The 21,008-nt window shown below is 46.7% G+C and carries 18 protein-coding genes and 1 pseudogene; 7 read left to right on the top strand and 12 right to left on the bottom strand.

Annotated elements, in window-relative coordinates:
* Positions 1-121: 121 nt before the first annotated feature.
* Entirely contained in the window at positions 122-1,309 is a 1,188-nt protein-coding gene (locus D3H55_RS22565; RefSeq protein ID WP_119549574.1) for an acetyl-CoA C-acetyltransferase, read from the bottom strand.
* Positions 1,310-1,472: 163 nt separating this feature from the next.
* On the opposite strand from D3H55_RS22565, the gene D3H55_RS24645 reads away from it, so the two are divergent.
* Positions 1,473-1,814 (top strand): hypothetical protein, encoded by a 342-nt coding sequence (locus tag D3H55_RS24645; protein WP_168413226.1) that lies wholly within the window; start codon positions 1,473-1,475, stop codon positions 1,812-1,814.
* A gap of 102 nt (positions 1,815-1,916) precedes the next feature.
* Here D3H55_RS24645 and D3H55_RS22560 read toward each other — a convergent pair whose 3' ends face one another.
* Complete coding sequence (locus D3H55_RS22560) at positions 1,917-4,034, bottom strand: 4Fe-4S dicluster domain-containing protein (protein ID WP_119549573.1); 2,118 nt, start codon at positions 4,032-4,034, stop codon at positions 1,917-1,919.
* Between the two features lie 309 nt (positions 4,035-4,343).
* Here D3H55_RS22560 and cls point away from each other — a divergent pair, with 309 nt between their 5' ends.
* From cls to D3H55_RS22545, 3 genes are read left to right on the top strand one after another with little or no spacing between them, the layout of a single operon-like run.
* The gene (gene cls / locus D3H55_RS22555; protein WP_240628757.1) at positions 4,344-5,516 is read left to right on the top strand and encodes a cardiolipin synthase; all 1,173 of its coding nucleotides are present in this window, start codon (positions 4,344-4,346) and stop codon (positions 5,514-5,516) included.
* A 50-nt stretch (positions 5,517-5,566) separates the two neighbouring features.
* Positions 5,567-6,520, top strand: coding sequence for a UV DNA damage repair endonuclease UvsE (gene uvsE / locus D3H55_RS22550; protein WP_119549571.1), 954 nt, complete (start codon positions 5,567-5,569; stop codon positions 6,518-6,520).
* A 15-nt stretch (positions 6,521-6,535) separates the two neighbouring features.
* Complete coding sequence (locus D3H55_RS22545) at positions 6,536-7,198, top strand: adenine nucleotide alpha hydrolase (protein WP_168413225.1); 663 nt, start codon at positions 6,536-6,538, stop codon at positions 7,196-7,198.
* A 153-nt stretch (positions 7,199-7,351) separates the two neighbouring features.
* On the opposite strand, the gene D3H55_RS22540 is transcribed toward D3H55_RS22545, so the two are convergent.
* From D3H55_RS22540 to speE, 5 genes are all read right to left on the bottom strand, one after another.
* Entirely contained in the window at positions 7,352-7,531 is a 180-nt protein-coding gene (locus tag D3H55_RS22540; RefSeq protein WP_119549569.1) for a XapX domain-containing protein, read from the bottom strand.
* Positions 7,532-7,683: 152 nt separating this feature from the next.
* Entirely contained in the window at positions 7,684-9,354 is a 1,671-nt protein-coding gene (gene argS / locus D3H55_RS22535) for an arginine--tRNA ligase (RefSeq protein WP_119549568.1), read from the bottom strand.
* Entirely contained in the window at positions 9,354-9,812 is a 459-nt protein-coding gene (locus D3H55_RS22530; RefSeq protein ID WP_119549567.1) for a YwiB family protein, read from the bottom strand. Before D3H55_RS22530 ends, argS begins: the two co-directional genes overlap by 1 nt.
* A gap of 389 nt (positions 9,813-10,201) precedes the next feature.
* Positions 10,202-11,074, bottom strand: a complete 873-nt coding sequence (gene speB / locus D3H55_RS22520) for an agmatinase (protein WP_119549565.1) — start codon at positions 11,072-11,074, stop codon at positions 10,202-10,204.
* A 420-nt stretch (positions 11,075-11,494) separates the two neighbouring features.
* Positions 11,495-12,325, bottom strand: a complete 831-nt coding sequence (gene speE / locus D3H55_RS22510) for a spermidine synthase (protein ID WP_119549575.1) — start codon at positions 12,323-12,325, stop codon at positions 11,495-11,497.
* A gap of 342 nt (positions 12,326-12,667) precedes the next feature.
* On the opposite strand from speE, the gene D3H55_RS22505 reads away from it, so the two are divergent.
* Complete coding sequence (locus D3H55_RS22505) at positions 12,668-14,737, top strand: transglycosylase domain-containing protein (RefSeq protein WP_119549563.1); 2,070 nt, start codon at positions 12,668-12,670, stop codon at positions 14,735-14,737.
* A 559-nt stretch (positions 14,738-15,296) separates the two neighbouring features.
* Here D3H55_RS22505 and D3H55_RS22495 read toward each other — a convergent pair.
* The gene (locus D3H55_RS22495; RefSeq protein ID WP_119549561.1) at positions 15,297-15,812 is read right to left on the bottom strand and encodes a YwhD family protein; all 516 of its coding nucleotides are present in this window, start codon (positions 15,810-15,812) and stop codon (positions 15,297-15,299) included.
* 21 nt (positions 15,813-15,833) lie between these two features.
* The gene (locus D3H55_RS22490) at positions 15,834-16,496 is read right to left on the bottom strand and encodes a site-2 protease family protein (RefSeq protein ID WP_119549560.1); all 663 of its coding nucleotides are present in this window, start codon (positions 16,494-16,496) and stop codon (positions 15,834-15,836) included.
* Positions 16,497-16,670: 174 nt separating this feature from the next.
* Here D3H55_RS22490 and thmT point away from each other — a divergent pair, with 174 nt between their 5' ends.
* Complete coding sequence (gene thmT / locus D3H55_RS22485) at positions 16,671-16,859, top strand: 2-hydroxymuconate tautomerase (RefSeq protein ID WP_119549559.1); 189 nt, start codon at positions 16,671-16,673, stop codon at positions 16,857-16,859.
* Positions 16,860-17,143: 284 nt separating this feature from the next.
* Here the strand turns inward: thmT and D3H55_RS22480 are convergent, their stop codons facing one another.
* Positions 17,144-17,650: a YwgA family protein gene (locus tag D3H55_RS22480; protein ID WP_119549558.1), complete on the bottom strand. Its 507-nt coding sequence runs from the start codon at positions 17,648-17,650 to the stop codon at positions 17,144-17,146.
* Positions 17,651-17,772: 122 nt separating this feature from the next.
* Entirely contained in the window at positions 17,773-19,074 is a 1,302-nt protein-coding gene (locus D3H55_RS22475) for an HD domain-containing protein (RefSeq protein WP_119549557.1), read from the bottom strand.
* A gap of 296 nt (positions 19,075-19,370) precedes the next feature.
* Here D3H55_RS22475 and D3H55_RS22470 point away from each other — a divergent pair, with 296 nt between their 5' ends.
* Entirely contained in the window at positions 19,371-20,198 is an 828-nt protein-coding gene (locus tag D3H55_RS22470; protein ID WP_119549556.1) for an RsfA family transcriptional regulator, read from the top strand.
* 621 nt (positions 20,199-20,819) lie between these two features.
* Here the strand turns inward: D3H55_RS22470 and D3H55_RS22460 are convergent.
* Positions 20,820-21,008, bottom strand: a pseudogene (locus D3H55_RS22460) (transposase); the annotation flags it as partial.

The following is a 21,008-nucleotide window of genomic DNA, read 5'->3' as shown; positions in this document are numbered from 1 at the left end:
CGGTTTTTAATTTTTATCGGCGAAAATCAGAAAGTTATCGGCGATTTTTAATTTTTATCGACCAAACGACAAAATCCGACATCTCCAGCCGTCCCCGCTGCCATCAGTCACACCAACTTCCTTACCTCTTCGGAACTTCGATCATGATTGCATCTCCCTGGCCGCCGCCTGAACAGATGGAGGCAATTCCAATCCCGCCGCCTCGTCTCTTCAATTCATAGGCCAGCGTCAGGATGATTCTTGCTCCGCTTGCCCCGATTGGATGGCCGATCGCCACAGCACCACCGTTGACATTGACTTTGCTTTCGTCAAGATTGGCAATCTTTCCGCTCGTCAATGCCACTGCTGCAAAGGCTTCATTAATTTCAAACAAGTCGATTTCCTCAAGTGTTTTTCCTGTTTTCTTCAAAAGTTCATTGATGACTAATCCTGGAGTCTGCGGGAAATCTTCAGCTTCCAAAGCAATCGCCGTATGGCCGAGAATGTAAGCTAATGGTTCCTTCCCTTCTTTAGAGGCGCGTTCTTCACTCATCAAGACCATTGCCGCTGCTCCATCGTTCACACCTGGCGCATTGCCGGCTGTAATCGTTCCGTCGGAGCCAAAAACAGGGGACAGTTTAGAAAGTTTTTCTTCTGATGTATCTTTTCTTGGTGCTTCATCACGGTCAACCGTTATCGGATCACCTTTACGCTGAGGTACCTGGACAGGAAGGATTTCTTCGGATAGTCTTCCTTCTTCAGCCGCCTTGACTGCCAGCTCGTGGCTCCGCTTCGCCCAGCGGTCCTGATCCTCACGGGAGATTTCGAACTCTTTTGCCGTGCTGTTTCCATATGTACCCATATGGACATTGTTAAAGCTGCAAGTCAACCCGTCATGGACCATCATATCCTTGACTGGAGAATCACCCATGCGCAATCCCCAGCGGGCCTTTGGCAGAATATACGGCGCATTGGACATGGATTCCATACCGCCGGCTACAATGACTTCGCCGTCTCCTGCCCTGATGATCTGGTCGGCCATCGTCACACTGCGCATTCCGGAAGCGCAGACTTTGTTGATTGTTTCCGTCCTGACATTCCAGGGAAGTCCCGCATTACGGGATGCCTGCCGGGATGGAAGCTGGCCCTGGCCGCCCTGAAGAACGGAACCAAGGATAAGTTCCTCGACTTCACTTCCGTCTACCCCGGCTCTTTTCAATGCTTCTTTGACGGCAAACCCGCCAAGTTCGGAGGCAGTAAATGTGCTTAAGCTTCCGCCAAATTTACCAAAAGGTGTACGAGCACCATCCAGAATGACTGTTTTTCCCATTACACTCTCTCCTTTTCTATGGTTATATCATTTCTAAAAATGTTACCGCTTTCAAAATTTCGACTGAACGCTCGCTCGAATTCGTTAAGTAAAGAAAGGGCCTGGCAGCCATAACATCGAATCGATACTATTCGGGACCAGACCCTTTACACTTAAAAAGCTATTGATTTCCGCTGCAGATGTCCGACTCCGCGGGGCGGGCGTTGAGCCTCCTCGGCTTCATAAAAAGCGGAAGCGGCCGTTCAGTGACGTACAGATTGGAGGACTCTCGCATGAGATAAAGGAATCACGAAGAACGAAGCGATTCGATGAAGACTTATCGCAAGGAGAGAGACCGAAATCTGCTAGGCGCTGGCCGCTGGAGCTGGATTGGCCTGCGGGGTTACGTTCCGGTGGGTACGTAACCTTGGTCTCACCTGTCCCGCTGCTCCCGCAGGAGATCGGACACCTTCCGCTCCAATCGACTAAAACACTTTCCAACTTCTTCAATGATCTAACTTACTAAAAAATATAACACTACGTCTCTTTGTAAGCCTTTACCATTCTATTTTAATGCAAAAATAGTATGAATGGAATGACTAAACTGAAAATTATTACTTTTCGCTGATCAAGAAGCGATTGTCGTGTCTTTTGGATCACCGCAGACTGCTTTTTCGAGAAGTTCAGCTACATCCAGTGTTGAGACGTTGTCTTCCACTTCCTTTGCTTTGGTTCCATCGGAAAGCATCGTCAGGCAGTAAGGACAGCCGGAGCTGATGACAGACGGATTTGTTTCCAGTGCCTGCTCGGTTCTGGCGACATTGACGCGGTGGCCTTTATCTTCTTCCATCCACATCAAGCCCCCGCCGGCGCCGCAGCACATACCATTCTGTCTGTTCCGTTCCATTTCAATGAGGTTGACACCTGAAATGGCTTTAAGGATTTCACGCGGCGGATCGTACACTTCGTTATATCTGCCGAGGTAACAGGAATCATGGAACGTGATCGTTTCATTGACTTCGTATTTCGGCTTTAAGCGGCCGTCTTTTACAAGCTCCGCCAGCACCTCAGTGTGGTGATAGACTTCTGCTTCAAGGCCAAAGTCAGGATACTCATTCTTGAAAATGTTGTAAGCATGCGGATCGATTGTGATGATCTTCTTGACTTCATTCTTCTCAAACTCCGCAATATTTGCTGTTGCAAGCTCCTGGAATAAGAATTCGTTACCAAGACGGCGTGGTGTATCACCGGAGTTCTTTTCTTTATTGCCGAGGATTGCGAACTTCACGCCGGCTTCGTTCAGAAGTTTGGCAAATGAAAGGGCGATCTTCTGGCTTCGGTTATCGAATGAACCCATGGAGCCTACCCAGAACAGGTATTCAAATTCTTCTCCGGCTTTCTTCATTTCCTTTACGGTCGGGATATGGACGTCTTCACGTCCTTCGCGCCAGTTTTCACGCTCTTTACGGTTAAGCCCCCAAGGATTTCCCTGACGCTCGATGTTCTGCATCGCGCGCTGTGCATCGGCATCCATCTTACCTTCAGTCAGCACAAGGTACCGGCGGAGGTCGATGATCTTATCAACATGTTCATTCATGACCGGACATTGGTCTTCACAGTTACGGCACGTTGTACATGCCCAGATTTCTTCCTCCGTGATGACATCCCCGATCAGGCTCGGGCTGTAGGCCGCAGCTGCTGCGGATTCCTGGGCGCCCTGCCCGGCTGCAGCCATTGCCAGCTGGTTGCCTTTCGTATTGTTGAATGCCATCGTCGGCACCCAGGGTTTCTTGGAAGTGACGGCCGCACCGTGATTTGTCAGGTGGTCTCTAAGTTTCACAATCAGGTCCATCGGGGAAAGCATTTTCCCTGTCCCTGTAGCCGGACACATATTTGTACAGCGCCCGCACTCAACACAAGCATAAAAGTCGATCATCTGCAGCTGGTTGAACTCTTCAATCTTTCCTACCCCGAAGCTTTCAGCTGATTCATCTTCAAAATCGATCGGCTTTAATTTTCCCGGGTTATCCAAACGGTTAAAATAAACATTGGCAGGCCCTGCAATCAAGTGGGCATGCTTGGACTGCGGTACGTAAACAAGGAATGCCAGCAGGAACAGCAGGTGGATCCACCAGGCAACATAGAAAATGACGATGGAAGCCGTCTCGCCAATCCAGCCAAGGCCGCCGGCAATCAGTGAGGCGATAGGTTCTGACCAGCCAAGCTCATGCCCGTGCCAGATCAGTCCCATCCCGTTCCCCACAAGGACGGAAAGCATAAGCCCTCCAATGAATAGAAGGACAAGCCCTGATTTGAAACCCCTCTTCAGGCGGACAAGTTTTTCAACGTAGCGGCGGTGGAAAGCCCACACGACTGCTACCAGTATAGTAAGGGTTACAATTTCCTGGAAGAACGTGAATCCCGCATACAGCGGTCCCAAAGGCAAGTGCGTTCCCGGTGCAAGCCCCTTCCAGATAAAATCGATTGCCCCGAATTGAACCAAAAGAAATCCGTAGAAGAACATGACGTGGATGGCACCGCTCTTCTTATCCTTCAAGAGCTTCTTCTGGCCAAACACGTTCACGGCGATTTTCTTCATTCTTTCTTTGACGTTATTATCAAACTCTGCCTTTTTCCCCAATTTGATATATTCAATTCTTGTCTTGACAACATAAACAAATAAACCGACTGCGTAAGCGGTTACAAGAATGAATGCAATCCAGTTTATCCACAACAAAACGTCCATGTTCAGACTCTCCCCTCTTTATTCGTGATTTCTCCCTTTGTTGCAAATTTTAAAAAGGAAATAATATTCAGAATGTTCCTTATCTCCATTATATACTGAATGAGCATTCAGTCAATCCTTTTTCCTCTATTTTTTTCCGTTATTTCGGACAGACCATGATGGCTTTTCCGGTAAAAAGATGGCTGTCTGCCACACTCCGTTTTCTATAGGGTTTTCTTGGGAAAAGATGAATATGGAATAATTGGGCATACTATAAAGTACCAGTAGAGAAAGAGTGATTATATGTGGGTTTTAACGATTTTTTTGATAATGGCTGCCATTATCCTATTGTGCATCGCCGATTTCCATTTCGGCCGCAGGTACTTTGTCAGGAACGCCTATAGACGCGACTACCAGAAACGGCACAGCGACATGGAGTTGATCTCTACCGGCCCTGCTTTTTTTGAAAGAATGTTTTCAGACATAAAGAACGCTTCTTCCTCGATCAACTGCCTCTTTTATATTGTGGAAAACGACCACCTTGGACGGCAGTTCTTTGACCTGCTCATCCAGAAAGCCAAAGAAGGTGTTGAAGTAAGGCTCCTCATGGATAGAATCGGAAGTTTCAAAATCCGTTCAAAACAGGTAAAAGAACTTCAGGAATGCGGCATCCAGGTTTTCTTCGCAGAAAAACCAAAGCTTCCTTTTCTATTCTTCTCGACACAGCAGCGGAACCACCGGAAGATCACTGTGATTGACGGAAAAATCGGATACCTCGGCGGTTACAACGTCGGCAAGGCATATATAGACGAAGAGCCAAAGCTGTCTCCATGGAGAGATTATCATATGAGAATCGCTGGGGAAGGCACAGCAGATCTGCAAAAGGAATTTTGTATAGATTGGAAGCGTGCTTCTGGCGAAGAGATTTTAAACAAGCCCAGTTACTTCCCCGAGCTTGAAAAGGGAGCTGTTGAACACCGCTTCTTCCCTTCGGAAGGCTTCAAGATCGAGAGCCAGTTTGTCAGTTTCATCACGAACGCCAGAAAATCCATTTTTATCGGAACACCCTATTTCATTCCTTCAAAGGAAGTGATGGATGCCCTGGAGAAAGCGCTGAAACGGGGAATCAAAGTGACAATCGTCACACCTGAACGGCCCGATCACCCGCTCGTAAAGGAAGCGGCATTTAAATTCTTCCGGAGACTCATTCCTTTGGGAGCAGATATCTATCACTACCAGAACGGATTTTATCATTCCAAGCTGATCATTCTTGACGATGAATTCTGCGACCTTGGCACCGCCAACTTCGACCTCAGAAGTTTCTATGTCAACTTGGAACTGAATAATTTTACGTATACCCAATCCTTTGTGGATGAAGTCCGGAAAGAAGTACAAAAAGATATTGAAGGATCAACGTTAGTGGATTTGGAGAAGATTAACTCTGTCAGCATATTCACCAGAGTTAAAGAAGGAATCGCATCGATGATTTCGATATTATTATAATAGCCTCCCTTAACTTGAGGGGGGATACTTTTTTTGACGGGAGTGAAACCATGCAATTACGACTAGGATTTGTTGCCAATGCCCTTGCTTTGTGGGATGCAAGCCCTTCAAAAACAATGACATTCAAACGATATAGTGAACTTCCCGATCAGGAACGGAAACAAAAGCTGCTTGACGTCACATCGGCCAATCTGGAACATACCAAGCGCATCCTTTATTATCTCGCAGCCCATGAAATCCCGCTTTATCGGATGTCGAGTTCCATGGTGCCGCTTGCGACCCACCCCGAGGTGAAATGGGATTTCGTCACGCCTTTTCGAAAGGAATGGGAGGAACTTGGCCGCCTCATCAAGAAGTTCAATATCAGGACAAGCTATCATCCGAATCAGTTCACCCTGTTTACAAGCCCGAAGGATTCGGTTACGGATAATGCGGTAGAAGATATGGTCTTTCATTATAAAATGCTTGAGGCAATGGATGTCCATGAAAAGTCCCTGCTCAATATTCATATCGGCGGAACATACGGGAATAAAGAAGAAGCGTTAAGACGATTTCATGAGAATCTGCTGAAGCTTCCCCCAAACGTCAAAGAAATCATGACCCTTGAGAATGATGACAAAACCTATACAGTCGAAGAAACACTCGAAGTCTGTGAAAAAGAAGGGATCCCCATGATTCTGGACGTCCATCATCATCAAGCGAACCAGAGTACGGAACCGCTTGAGAATTATCTGCCGAGAATCCTGGATACCTGGAAACATAGAAACCTGCGGCCGAAAATCCACTTATCGTCCCCTAAATCCGAAAAAGCTTTCCGCTCACACGCGGATGATGTCGACATCGACTTTGTCCTTCCTTATCTCAAGATGCTCAAGGAACTGGATGAGGACGTCGATATTATGATCGAAGCAAAAAACAAGGATCTCGCAATGCTTAAATTGACGGAGGACATTTCAAAGATCCGCGGTGTCAAACGGGTGAGCGGCGGTATTCTGAATTGGTAGCAGAAAGGAATGTTTATGAAAAAGAAAGTATGCCTATCTTGGAGCGGCGGCCGTGACAGCATGGTGATGCTCGACCGCCTCCATTCTTCCACCGAGTGGAAGCCTTCTGCCCTCTTAACGACGCTGGCAGAAGAGGAACAACGAATCATGATGCATGATGTCCCGATGCCTCTGCTAAAAAAGCAGGCGGAAGCTTTGAATCTGCCCCTCCTGCCGGTCTTTATGAAACAGGGGGCAAGCAATGAAGAATATGAAGCCGGAATGCATTCCGCTTTAGGTTCTCTTTTGGATCAACATATAGGAACGGTTGCCTTTGGGGATATTTTTTTGGAAGATATCAAATCTTACCGTGAAGAGCAGATGAAGAATACCTCCCTCAAGCCTGTATTTCCTCTCTGGGGAGTTTCCACAGCTGACTTAAGCAGGGAATTCATTGACAAGGGGTATAGAGCGGTACTAGTTTGTGTCGACGGTTCCCAGCTTGACCCTTCCTTCCTTGGACGGGAGTATGACGATGACCTGCTGCGGGACCTGCCTGAGGAAGTGGACCCCTGTGGTGAAAATGGCGAATTTCACACTTTCGTCTATGATGGCCCTCTGTTTAAGCAGCCGGTAAAATATCAGGCAGCGGAAACCATTAAGAAGTATGAGAGGTTTCATTATTTGCATATTGAATAGGAAAATCCCCGGCTGACAGAGCGTCTTCCGGGGATTCTTCGCGTCTTCTTAATGTGGCATGGTACAGTTGACCGGCTTATTCCAGGGACAAACCGGTTTTTTTCTGAAAAAATGACCTCGTTTTGTGAGAGGCAACGGAATGAAGCCGCGCCCCTACTTCATCATTGATTCGATCATCGGCTGCACCCAGGCGTACGCCTTAAAGCCGAGATAGATGCCGATGATGCCAGCGACTCCCGCGAATGCGGGAGGAGCCGGTATCGGTAATTTAAATAAAGCGAAAATGAAGCCGGCAATGAAGCCGGTCAGAATAGCCAATAATACCATTTTCATGATAGAACCCCCATGTCATCGTCGTATTGTTTATAGGTTACCCTTTACAAAGCAAACTATATTCCAGTCTTACTCTGGCTGCGATTTCATGCTGTGAGGTTTTGGTGTAAAAAAGACGACGAAGTTTGTACTTCAGCCGTCTTCTCATCTGCTTACATTTTATCCGGTGCAGAAACGCCGATCAATTTCAGTGCATTTTTCATCGTAATTCGGACTGCTTTGATCAATGACAAGCGGGCCTTGGTCAATTCCAGGTTCTCCTTGTCCAGCACCTTTTCAGCATTGTAGAAACTGTGGAAGGTGGACGCAAGCTCATTGATATAGTTCGCTACACGGTGAGGCGTTCTCTTTGCCGCCGCATCCGCTACAACTCCCGGGAAGTCCCCAAGCTTTTTCAGGAGTTCGATTGTTTTTTCCGCTTTCAAGAGGGAGTAATCCGCATTCCCATCAAAGCTGATGCCCTGTTCTTCCGCCTGCCGCAAAATACTGCAGATGCGGGCATGCGCATACTGGGCGTAATAAACCGGGTTTTCATTTGACTGGGAAACAGCCAGGTCAAGGTCAAAGTCCATATGCGTATCGGCACTTCTCATAGCGAAGAAGTAACGAACGGCATCCAGGCCAACCTCGTCAACCAGGTCACGCATCGTGACCGCTTTACCTGTCCGTTTACTCATCTTCATCTTTTCACCGTTCTTGAACAGGTGAACAAGCTGGATGACTTCTACTTCAAGCTTTTCGCGGTCATAGCCCAGTGCTTCGATGGCTGCTTTCATACGCGGAATGTAGCCGTGGTGGTCAGCACCCCAGATATTGATCAGGATATCGTGTCCGCGTTCAAATTTATCGCGGTGATAGGAGATATCCGGAGTCAAATACGTATACGTACCGTCATTTTTGATGAGCACGCGGTCTTTATCATCACCGAGTTCAGTAGAACGGAACCATGTCGCCCCGCCTTCTTCATACACATGATTATTGTCCTTCAATGCTTTTAGCGCATCATCGATTTTCCCATTCTCATAAAGGGAAGTTTCAGAATACCAGACATTGAATGGGACACGGAAATCCTCAAGGTCTTTCTTCAATTTATCCATTTCGTACTTCAAGCCGTATTCACGGAAGAATTGGTATCGTTCTTCTTCCGGTGCTTCAATATACTTGCCGCCGAATTCCTCAGCAAGCTTCTGGCCGATCCCGATGATATCCGCTCCCTGATAGCCGTCCTCCGGAACTGCCTTATCATGGCCAAGCGCCTGGAAGTACCGTGCTTCAACTGAAAGGGCAAGGTTATGGATCTGGTTTCCGGCATCATTGATATAGTATTCACGCGTGACTTTGTAACCGGCTTTATCCAATACATTGCACAGCGAATCCCCGACTGACGCTCCCCTTGCATGTCCGAGATGAAGGTCGCCTGTAGGGTTGGCAGAAACAAACTCAACATTGATTCTTTCGCCATTGCCGGCATCCGAGCGGCCATATTCTTCCCCAGCTTCAAGGATATTGGATACAAGTTCTGTAAGGTACTCATTTTTCATGAAAAAGTTGATGAATCCAGGTCCGGCAATATCAATCTTTTCAACTGAAGCCGCTTCCTGGTCAATATTCGCAACGATATCATCGGCAATCATTCTAGGCGCTTTCTTTGCGACGCGGGCAAGCTGCATCGCCATGTTCGTCGAGTAGTCACCGTGTGACTTTTCCTTAGGTGTCTCCAGAATCACATCCGGAATCTGATCTTCTGCCGCCAATCCTGCTTTCAGGACAGCTGACCTGATCTCCGCTTTTAACTTGTCTTGTACTTGTTCTGCAATATTCATTATTCTAATCCTTCCTCCTTGTACGAAATGTCCATCTCATACTCTCCGACCGGGCTTCCCTGCATATATAACCGGTAAGATAAATTGATCTCGCCGTCATTCTTCGTCCGGTTTGCAGTATGTGTAAGCTTAGAAGTCTTTGTCGTGATCATCAAGGTTCCAAGCTGGCTTTCATATGAACCCGCATGTTCCTCATCTTCTTTAAAAACCATCCTCATTTTCACGGCCCCGCTGCGCAGGATCAGTGCTTCTTCATCCCTTTTGAGCTTGAAGATCGTATGTATCGTTCCTTCTTCCTGTACTTCATCATATTTCAGATATAAAGAATCTCCTTTTTCATAGTATCTGCCATTTGCGTACAATTCAAAAGAGTCTTTTTCGCCTCCGTGCTGTATGCGGGTTTTCAAGTGAACTTTGACATCCGTATGTTCAGTTCCTCCACCTTTCAAACCACTCACATCCTTTGTAAGATTTCTGCGTAATCCTAACGTACATCCTTAACTAACTAAGTATAAAAATAATCTGCTGAAAATGCAATGAAACGGCAGGAATTCGGTTATTTCAGATTGTTTTGGAGGGTGGGTTTCCGGGAGTTAGGATTTTGCAGTTAGATTTGGTGGCGCTTTTAGGGCTATCGACGAGTTTTCGCGTTCTATCATCGACTTTTGTACTTCTATCGACGAGTTTTCGCGTTCTATCATCGACTTTTGTACTTCTATCGTCGAGAATGACCGGGCTATCAACGACCCACACATTCCGACAAATACCGGGGAGTGACTGGCACCATAACAAAAAAAACTGCCCCCTTGAAGCTTGAAACTCTCCAGGGGCAGTTGCAAATCAAACGTTATTTCACCCAGCCCAGCATCATTTCACGGATGAGTTTGCTGGCTGTGTTGGCTGTTTGCTCAGAGGCGTCATAGACCGGTGCCACTTCAACAAGGTCGGCGCCGACAACATTCACTTCCGAGCGGGCAATTTCATGGATGGAGGCTAGCAGTTCACGGGAAGTTATGCCGCCCGCGTCGACCGTGCCCGTCCCGGGTGCGTGTGCCGGATCAAGGACATCTATATCGATCGTCACGTATACCGGACGTCCCGCAAGCTTAGGCAGGATTTCCTTCAGCGGCTCGAGTACTTCAAACTTGGAGATGTGCATACCGTTCTCCTTTGCCCACTGGAACTCTTCTTTCATGCCGGAACGGATTCCGAATGAGTACACATTTTCAGGGCCGATATGCTCGGCAATCTTCCTGATTGGTGTGGAGTGGGACAAGGGCTCTCCTTCATAGTGCTCGCGAAGGTCTGTATGGGCATCCATATGAATGACCGCCAAGTCTTTGTATTTTTTATAGACAGCCTTCATGACCGGCCAGGAAACCAAGTGCTCCCCGCCCATGCCTAAAGGAATTTTGTTATCTTTCATCAATCCATCAATGTATCCTTCAATAGTATCGATGCTTTTTTGCGGATTACCGAACGGAAGCGGGATATCCCCTGCATCGAAGTAATTGATTTCTTCCAGCTCCCTGTCCAGATAAGGGCTGTATTCTTCAAGCCCGATGGAAACCTCGCGGATGCGGGCAGGGCCGAAACGGGAACCCGGTCGGTAGCTCACCGTCCAGTCCATCGGCATACCGTAAAGCACAACCCGGCTTTCCTCGTAAGAAGGATGGCTGCCGATAAAAACATTACCAGAATAAGCTTCATCAAAGCGCATTTTTCATGACTCCTTTTAAAAAATTATTTAAGTCCTGACTTAGCGAGCAAGGTATCAAACCTGCACTCATATCTGTTGATTTTGCCAGGTTGAAAAAGTTTGATTGGAGCGGAAGGTGTACGATCTCCTGCGGGACTAGCGGGACAGGTGAGACCAAGGTTACGTACCCACCGGAACGTAACCCCGGAGGCGAATCCAGCTCCAGCGGCCAGCGCCTAGCAGATTTCGGTCTCTCTTCTTGCGATAAGTCAACATCGACTCACTTTCGTTCGTCGTGTTTCCTATATCTCATACGAGAGCCCTCCAATCTGTACGTCGCTAAACGGCCCCTTCCGCTTTTTATGAAGCCGAGGAGGCTCACCGCCCGCCCCGCGGAGTCGTGCACCTGTAGCGGAAATCACCCACGCTTTCTTAACAAATTTATTCTGTCAGATCCTTAACAAATTTAGGCAGTACGAAGCTGGCTTTGTGAAGTTCCTTTGTATAGTATTTCGTTTCGATGTCATGGAAACGGTCTTCGCTCACTTCAAGCGGATCATGCTTTTTGGAACCTACTGTGAACGCCCAAAGGCCGCTTGGGTACGTCGGGATGTTGGCAAGATACAGGCGGGTGATCGGGAAGATTTCTTTTACATCGCTTTGCACCTGGCGGATAAGATCCGATTTGAACCAAGGGTTGTCACTTTGCGCAACAAAGATCCCATCTTCTTTCAACGCTTTGGAGATTCCCGCATAGAAGCCTTTTGTGAACAGGTTGACCGCCGGTCCGACAGGCTCAGTGGAATCAACCATTATCACGTCATATTCGTTTTCGCTTTTCGCGATATGCATGAAGCCGTCGCCCACCTGGACTTCGACTCTCTCATTCTCAAGCTCGCCTGCAATCTCCGGAAGATACTTCTTGGAGTACTCGATTACTTTGCCGTCAATCTCAGCAAGGACCGCTTTTTTCACTGAAGGGTGCTTCAGTACTTCGCGGATGACGCCTCCGTCTCCCCCGCCCACTACAAGGACCGTTTCAGGATTTGGATGCGTGAACAACGGCACGTGTGCCACCATCTCATGGTAGACGAACTCATCCTTTTGAGAGGTCATGACCATGTCATCAAGAAGCAGCATGTTCCCCCACTCTTCCGTCTTGACCATATCAAGCTTTTGAAATTCCGTTTGCTCTGTATGTAAAGTTTTGTTGATTCTCATTGTAATTCCGAAGTTTTCCGTTTGTTTCTCTGTAAACCAGAATCCACCCATTTTATCTTCATTCCTTTTCTCATTAATTCTCGCGGCCAGGGACAAATCTCATCATAAATATCCTTCCCCAACAACATAAATACAAACATGAGAAAAAGTATAGTCTAATTTGGCAAAAATACAAGAATAAATTTTAATTTCTTCCTATACGTTTAAAAAATTCATCCTCTTTCCATAATGAATACTATTAGAAAAGCGAAGGCGGCTCCACGGTTTGAAGGCTTATGCATGAGACAAGGAAACACGGCAAGTCCGCTGGCCGCAGTAGCTGGATACTATTGCCCTTGTATTTACTTTCATTATTAATAAATAAACTAGAATTATAGGAAAAGAGGGATTGGCTTGGAAGTGATCACAAGTTCCCGTTTACAAAAAACAAAAAAATATGTTCGTGCCGCCATCATCCTCGGCCTGTTTTTCACCCTGGCGATCCTGATGGGGCTTGCCGGCCTGTTAACATATGCCAAAATACAGGGACCGCCGCCGCTTGCTGTTCCTCAATCCACTCTTTTCTATGGAGCAGACGGATCCATTATCGGCGAAAGCAACAGCGGCGAAAAGAGATACTGGGTCCACCTTGAAGATATCTCCCCTGACTTGATCGACGCGACCCTTTCCATAGAAGACAAGGGATTCTATTCTCATCACGGTTTTGATTTTAAGAGAATTACAGCGGCTGCCCTTGCAGATATGAAGGCCATGGCAAAAGTCCAGGGAGCTTCGACCATTTCTCAGCAATATTCCAGAAACCTGTTTTTGACCCATGATAAAACCTGGAAGAGAAAAATCTCAGAAGCACTTTACACCTTAAGGCTTGAGATGAACTATACAAAAGAAGAGATCCTCGAAGGCTATTTGAATACAATCTACTATGGCCACGGGGCTTACGGCGTCCAGGCCGCAAGCCAGTTTTACTTTGGAAAGGACGCTGCCGAACTGACGACTGGTGAATCCGCGATGCTTGCCGGAATTCCGAAAGGGCCGAGTCTGTACTCACCGCTCGATTCCTACCAGGCAGCCAAAGACCGTCAGGAAATCATTCTGAACGCCATGAAAAAAGAAAAGATGATTTCTGAAAAAGACGCTGCAAAAGGAAAAGCCGAAAGCCTGAATATCGTTGGAGAATACCCTCACCAATCCATTGAAACCGCTCCTTACTTTCAGGATGTGGTAAAAAAGATCCTGCGGAACCAGCTTGGTATCGACGATCGGACAATCGAGCTGGGCGGGCTGAAAGTGTATACCACTTTGAATCCGAAACATCAGAAAGCTGCCGAAGAAGTGATTGAACGGGAAATCAAGCCTGAATCAGATATTCAGGTCGGATTTACAGCCATCAATCCAAAGAACGGGTATGTAACCGCCATGGTCGGAGGCCGGAACTATGAGGAGAGCCCCTTCAACCGTGCCGTCCAGGCTGTCAGGCAGCCGGGCTCGACCATCAAGCCGCTGCTTTACTACGCAGCCGTTGAAAAAGGTTTCACCCCTTCCACAACTATGAGAAGCGAACTGACGACTTTTAAATTTGATGAAGACCAAAGTGAATACACTCCTCATAACTTCAATAACAAGTATGCCGAAGACGATATCACGCTGGCCCAGGCCATTGCCATTTCGGACAATGTCTATGCCGTGAAGACCCACCTCTTCCTCGGCCAGGAAGCACTTGTGAATACGGCAAAGAAGTTCGGTCTCTCGACACCCATCAAGAAAGTCCCTTCTTCCGCTCTTGGAACTTCAGGTGCCCGGGTCGTCGATATGGTCAATGCCTACGGAATGTTTGCCAACGGCGGATACAAAATCAGCCCTGTCTTCATTACAAAGGTAGAAGGATTCGGCGGGGAGATCATCTATGAAAAGAAGCATGAAAAAGAGCAGGTGCTGGACCCGGATGCAGCATACGTCATGACACATATGCTGAGCGGGATATTCGACCCGAAGCTGAACGATTATTCGACAGTCACCGGTATCACCATCAGAAAACATGCTACACGGCCTTACGCAGGCAAGTCAGGGACAACCAATTCGGATAACTGGATGATCGGCTACGCACCCCAGCTGACCGCCGGAGTCTGGACGGGATATGACAAAGGAAAAGAAATATCATTGGTTGAGGATAAATACTACGCGAAGAATATCTGGGTGCACTTCATGGAAGAAGCATTAAAGGGCGAGCCTGTAAAATCCTTCAAACCGACCAAGAATGTAAAAGGATACCTCGTCAATCCACACAACGGCAAGCTCGCAACAAAGGGATGTCCGGTCCAGCGCTTCACCTATTTCATTAAAGGCACCGAACCAACCGAATACTGCGACGAACACCTAACAGAAGAAGAACCCGCCAAGAACCCCGTCCCGGAGCCAAAAGAGAAAGAAACACCGTGGTATAAAAAGTGGACGGAGTGGTTTTGAATTAGAAAACGGAAGCCCTCCGATCAGAGCCTTACTGATCGGAGGGCTTCCGTTTGGTAAAAAACACAGCGAACAAAGTAAGCTGATGTTGACTTATTGCAAGGAGGTGCCGGGAAGCATCCCGGCAGCCGGACATCGGAACTTGATCTGCAAGGAGAAAGGCCGAAACCTGCTGGGATCCTGGCCTATAAGAGACTACAAATAAATACCCTGTTACTCGAAGGAATCCATTTAATAACAGGGGGTTTTTCTCTTAATCACCCCATTATTCGACTGATCCACTTTTGTAACATGGTGTTTACCACCAAATCAGCCCCAGAGATTCAAGCAAAGGTGCGATTCCCACGAGCCGCCGCTGAGCCGCATATCCAAGGGAAAATATCTATAAATGTATACGAAAAACCCCGGGTTTGTGCGAACCCGGGGTCTTTCATGTCCTAGTTTGTTTTGTGCAAACTGTGATTTAAGTTTACTTTTTTTTAGAAGATTGAGCAAGGTATGAACGATTGTTTCTAATAAATGTCACAATTCGTTCATAGTATTGTAACTTTTTGTAAGTTTACTTTCCGACTGACAAATCCTCTTTCAGCTTTTCTTCAGAACGTTCCCACATTCCTTCATCATGGTTGACCAGGAAGTTCCTCAGAATGTCTTTCGAACGATCATCCATCACATCTACGATGATATGGCGCTTAATGGACTTATCCATTCTGTTCACATGCTCCGGAAGGGATTTGTAGCCTCTGCGCTTCTCCGTGTTAACGACCATTTCGCATGCAGTCACCCCCGCATAATACGGCCCGTCTTCTTTACGGTCGATGGTAACCCAGACCAGCCAGTAAGGTTTTCCGCCTTCTGAATCCTCGCGGTTATTGGTGAACTTGATCCGTTTTTCAACGGCGCTTCGGGCATGCATGGCGCCAACGTCCACAAATGCCTCTCCCTCTTCAATATCGACGAAAACAGGGGAAACATTATCCAGGCTGAGTGATCCGATTCCGAAGCCGCCGTGCCCGTCCGTCGGGTCACTCTTGATGATATTAAAGCCGACACTTTGCTTCTTTTTGTCTTCCATTTCATAACAGCTCCTTTTGGTTTATGAGAATAATGATGCGATTCCATAGTAGATTGTATTGAACGCCAGCCCTACAGCTTCTCTTCCACCGTTGATAAACGGCCAGATCGTATAGCGGTCAAGCGGGGTAATGACAAGGATCAGGAACAGCAGGACACCATATTGTTCATACTGAGACATCTTTGAACGTATGCGCGGCGGCGATAGGTCCTCGATGATCCGGTAGCCATCCAGAGGCGGAAACGGCAATAGGTTAAATATGAACAAGATGATATTCAGGTATACAATCATATTGAACAGGTCGATGAAAAATTGCGGAACCACCATTCCGAATCCGAATGTGATGATAAAGTAGAGAAACCCATAGGCAACGAAGGCAATCAGGAAGTTGCTCAGCGGACCTGCGATTGAAACAAGCACTCCGGCAAGCTTCGGGTTTTTAAAATTGAAGCGGTTGACCGGTACTGGCCTTGCCCAGCCGAAACCGGCAATCAAAATAAAGAGCGTCCCGATCGGATCCAAATGCTGAATGGGATTCAGCGTCAGGCGTCCCTGATTTTTGGCGGTATCATCACCGAATTTGTGCGCCACGTAGGCATGAGCATATTCATGGAATGTAAACGCCAAAATCAGGGCGATCACCACAAATGGCAGCTCTTCTAAATTAAAGGCTAAAAAGTTCAATGTCTGTTCTCCTTATAATAAATGAATTTTTTTATGATTAATGTCTATTTATCAATATTCTCTATCGTCCGGACTTGCTCCTTCCGGAAAATACGATAAAATTTAAACTGGAAGGCTGTATCCACTTTACCTTCCTTATGATTGTAACAAAATTATAGAACAGGAGCGAAATCCATGCCTTATGTAACTGTGAAGATGCTTGAAGGACGAAGCGAAGACCAAAAGAAAGCATTAGTTGAAAAAGTCACATCGGCTGTCAGTGAGACGACAGGTGCCTCTGAAGACAAAATCGTCGTATTCATAGAAGAAATGAGCAAAAATCATTATGCTGTTGGCGGAAAGCGATTGAGTGACGAAGAGTAGTCCTCTCTTGCCCCGCGTTCGGCCGGTGCCGCCAATCGTATTTGATTGGCGGCTTTCTTTGTGGGCAGTAGCAGACGGGTGTATCGGCGATTTTTGTGATTTATCAGCGATTTTACTGCTTTATCAGCGATTCCTGAGATTTATCGGCGATTTTCTCATTTTATCAGCGATTTTCCGAATTTATCGACCAAACGACTTAATTCGACAGGGACCCTCTGTAAAGAAGCCCTCACCCTGCCCTCTTAAAAACAAAAACCCGCCACAGCTAGTGGCAGGCTTCTCTATTAATTCAAGATCTTTTGCTTCAAACCTTCTATATATTCATAGGCAGCATCGATTTCTTCCACTGTATACTTCTGCTTGCTTTTCAATGTGAAGATTTTTTCTTCCACTTCTTCGCGGGAAAGATTATCGAAATACAATACTGTCGACACCAGTTCAAGAAAACGGGAAGGCTGCTCATTCATGTCATCGAGGCAGTCCTTCAGAAACGGCATTTCCGTTTCGTACATTTTCAGAAAGCCCTGGCCTTCTTCAGTCACAGTATAGCGATATTGGAAGTACCCGCCTTTTTTCTCCTTCAGTTCGCTGATGAAGCCCATGTTGCAGAGCTCTTCCACACGGAGGGTCAATTCCTCGGAGTATGGACCGTAGAAATGAAACTGGAATTTTTCTTGAAAAGGAAAAGATAATTTCTTTGCGATATAAATCATTTTCTGCAGTTTCTTTCTGCCCGTGATTTCACCAGAAGCCAAAAAAGCACTCATTAGTTTAGCGTGATCCTTTAACACGTTCCTTCATCTCCTACTTCAAAAAATTACATTATGCTCCGCCATTGGGTGCAGGAAGGCTGCCTCAGAAGGTGCGGCCGGAAGATTGCTGGCCATAAGCTTTGAGACAGCCTCGAGTTATGTCAGTCGAGTTCTAAAATCGAACGAATTTGTCTTTTAATATTTCTTTTGGATGATTCATCATATAAGAAGTCGGCAGGATAATAGAGTTTGTGGTCCGTCCTTCTCTTTCCTGAGATCGCATCGACGATATCCGACTGCCTGGACAATTCCCTCAGTTCATTGTTCGGCATCTGCAAGTGAATCGGGAGGCGCTCCTCCTCTTCACCCGGCCGGTAGAAATCGTACGGGAGATCGGATGATGAATCGACGACCAGGTAATATTCCGGGTCGATTCCGGCTTTTTTGAATAAGCCCTCAAGCTCGCTGTGTTTCTTATACTCTTTCGCAGGATCAAACTCTGCATATTTGAATAGATTCCTATTCATGAAACGGCGGCAGAGATCGCTGAGCACAGGGTCATCTTCCTCTTCCCACGTCTGGAAGTAGAACATGATGACTGCTTCATCCAGCTTCAAATAGTCGGCAAGCAATACGTTTCCTTCAAAGAGGGAGTAGAAATGGAGAGGATCATATTTGAAAGAATACGATTGTTCATGAAGTTCTTTTGCACGATGAAGAATCTTTGTCAGGATGACCTCGGCACTTCTTGTCACCGGGTGAAAATACACCTGCCAATACATCTGATACCTGCTCATTATGTAATCCTCGACGGCATGCATTCCGCTGGATTTGATGACCACCTGGTCTTCCCGCGGCCTCATGACCCGCAGTATCCGTTCCATATCGAAGTGTCCGTAGCTGACGCCCGTAAAGTAGGCATCACGCTGCAGGTAATCCATTCGGTCGGCATCAATCTGGCTCGAAATCAAGCTGACCACCTGCTTGTTTGCATAGGTTTTGGCGATGACCTCGGCAACATGCTTGGGAAAATCACTGCCCACTTTTGAAAGGACCTGGTTGACCTCTGTATCCCCCAGGATGATTTCCTGTGTGAAATGCTCATGATCCAGATGGAAGACCTTTTCAAATGAATGGGAAAACGGCCCATGACCCAGATCATGCAGCAGTGCAGCACATAAAGACAGCAGCCTTTCGCCCTGGCTCCATTCGGGCCGACCCTGAAAAACATCATCTACGATCCGGCGCACGATCTCGTAGACACCGAGAGAATGATTCAGCCGGCTGTGCTCCGCTCCATGGAACGTCAGATATGTGGTTCCAAGCTGCCTGATCCGCCTCAACCGCTGGAACTCCTTCGTCCCGATTAAATCCCAAATGACCTGATCCTTTACGTGCACATAACGATGAACAGGGTCTTTAAAAACTTTTTCCTCATTCAGCTTCAATTTGGAATATTCCATTCTTTACCCTCTTCCTGTCTAACTTATTTCTATTATAGACGGTTTTTATCATAAAAACATCTCGAAGTATGTCGAAAAATAAATAGAAATGATGAAAAATGTTTATACTTCAAGGCTTGGAAAACCAAAATTTTTTTCTTGCCAGCAGAGACTCTTGACAGTCCCTAAATATCCTTCCCCGGCGTCATGACAACGAAACTATTAGAAAAAAATAATTTTAACATATTCGTATAGATTCCCATTTTTTTGTACAGACTTCTAGTAAGAAAAGTTACTAAAAAAGGGAGTTGGAAATCATGAAATCCAGACAGGATGCATGGACGGAAGAAGATGATTTGTTACTGGCCGAAACGGTTTTGCGGCACGTAAGAGAAGGCAGCACACAGTTGAACGCTTTTGAAGAAGTAGGAGATAAATTGAACCGTACTTCTGCAGCTTGCGGCTTCAGATGGAATGCCGTTGTCCGCCACCAATACGAAAAAGCACTCAGCCTTGCGAAGAAACAGCGAAAGCAGCGCCAGCGCCTGCTCGGCAAAGACCAGGGCGGCAAGAAAAAGTTGCTTTACCAGCCGCCTTCACCTTCTTATGATGAAATTGATGCTATGTCTCTATCGATGTCGACGGAAATGGACGAAGAAAAAGAAGAGTATACTAGTCCGGTAATGGAATCACTGGAAATGATGGAAGCCTCAGAGGCAGCTGACACCGAATTTGCAGAAGAAGCACTTGAAAAAAAGGAAGTCAGCAGCCCTTCAGTTTCAGCACCGCCGGAACAAGCACCGGCAGCACAGCGCATCCCGGTTCAAGGCAAGGTGGAAATGTCGCTTGAAAAAGTCATTGCTTACCTGCAAAGCCTTGCGCACTCTAACTTCAGTTCTGACATTCTAAAAAGTGAGAATCAGAGATTGAAACATGAGAACGCTGAAATCAGACGCCAAAATGCCGAACTAGAAAAGCAGATCGCCCAGCTCGAGAAGAATACAGTGACCATGCAGGAAGACTACGAAACATTGATGCAGATCATGAACCGCGCTAGAAAGCTTGTCTTGTTCGAAGACGAAGAAGGCAAAGCACCAAGGTTCAAAATGGACCGCAACGGAAACCTTGAAAAAGTAGCAGAATAGGAAGAAAAACGGAAGCGGCCGTTTAGCGACGTACGGATTGAAGGGCTCTCGCATGAGATATAGGAATCACGAAGAGCGGCAGCGATTCGATGATGACTAATCGCAAGGAGAGAGACCGAAATCCGCTAGGCGCTAAGCCCGTTCCAGTGGGTACGGACCCCCGGCCGCTGGAGCTGGACTGTGAAAAGCGGAAGCAGCCGTTTAGCGACGTACGGATTGAAGGGCTCTCGCATGAGATATAGGAATCACGAAGAGCGGCAGCGATTCGATGATGACTAATCGCAAGGAGAGAGACCGAAATCCGCTGGGCGCTAAGCCCGTTCCAGTGGGTACGGACCCCCGGCCGCTGGAGCTGGACTGTGAAAAGCGGAAGCCTGCATTCGATGACCCCCTTGAGACAGATATTGAATCTCTCTATAAAAAAGGCTGTTTTCGCATATATTGCTGCTTTCGGATTTCAAAGGTTTTACTCTCGAAAAAGAACGAGCAGCTCTTTTCTTCCCTGCTCACCGGGGGTTTTACGGAGATTTTCCAGGACTTTATTTGAAATTCATTGTGAATAGCAACAAAGCTTACGAAAAGAGGTTCTACGTCAAATGTTGGGGTAGGAGCACTTGCTCCTTATCCCACATTGATTCCTTTTGATTTAAATTGGTGATGCAATAGTACTCTAAGTCTAAAACGATCGTATCGTCTAAACCCAAAGGCATTTCTTTTAATGACCTTCGTTTGATTGTTTAATCCCTCGACAAAACCGTTATTATAGTTGAAGGCAAAGCTATTTAATACTCAGTCTGCCAGTTCTTTAAG

The sequence above is a fragment of the Bacillus salacetis genome (assembly GCF_003581585.1).
Lineage (GTDB): Bacteria > Bacillota > Bacilli > Bacillales > Bacillaceae_B > Rossellomorea > Rossellomorea salacetis.
Note: the sequence above shows the minus strand (reverse complement) of the source record. Positions and strands in the feature narration are given on the sequence as shown.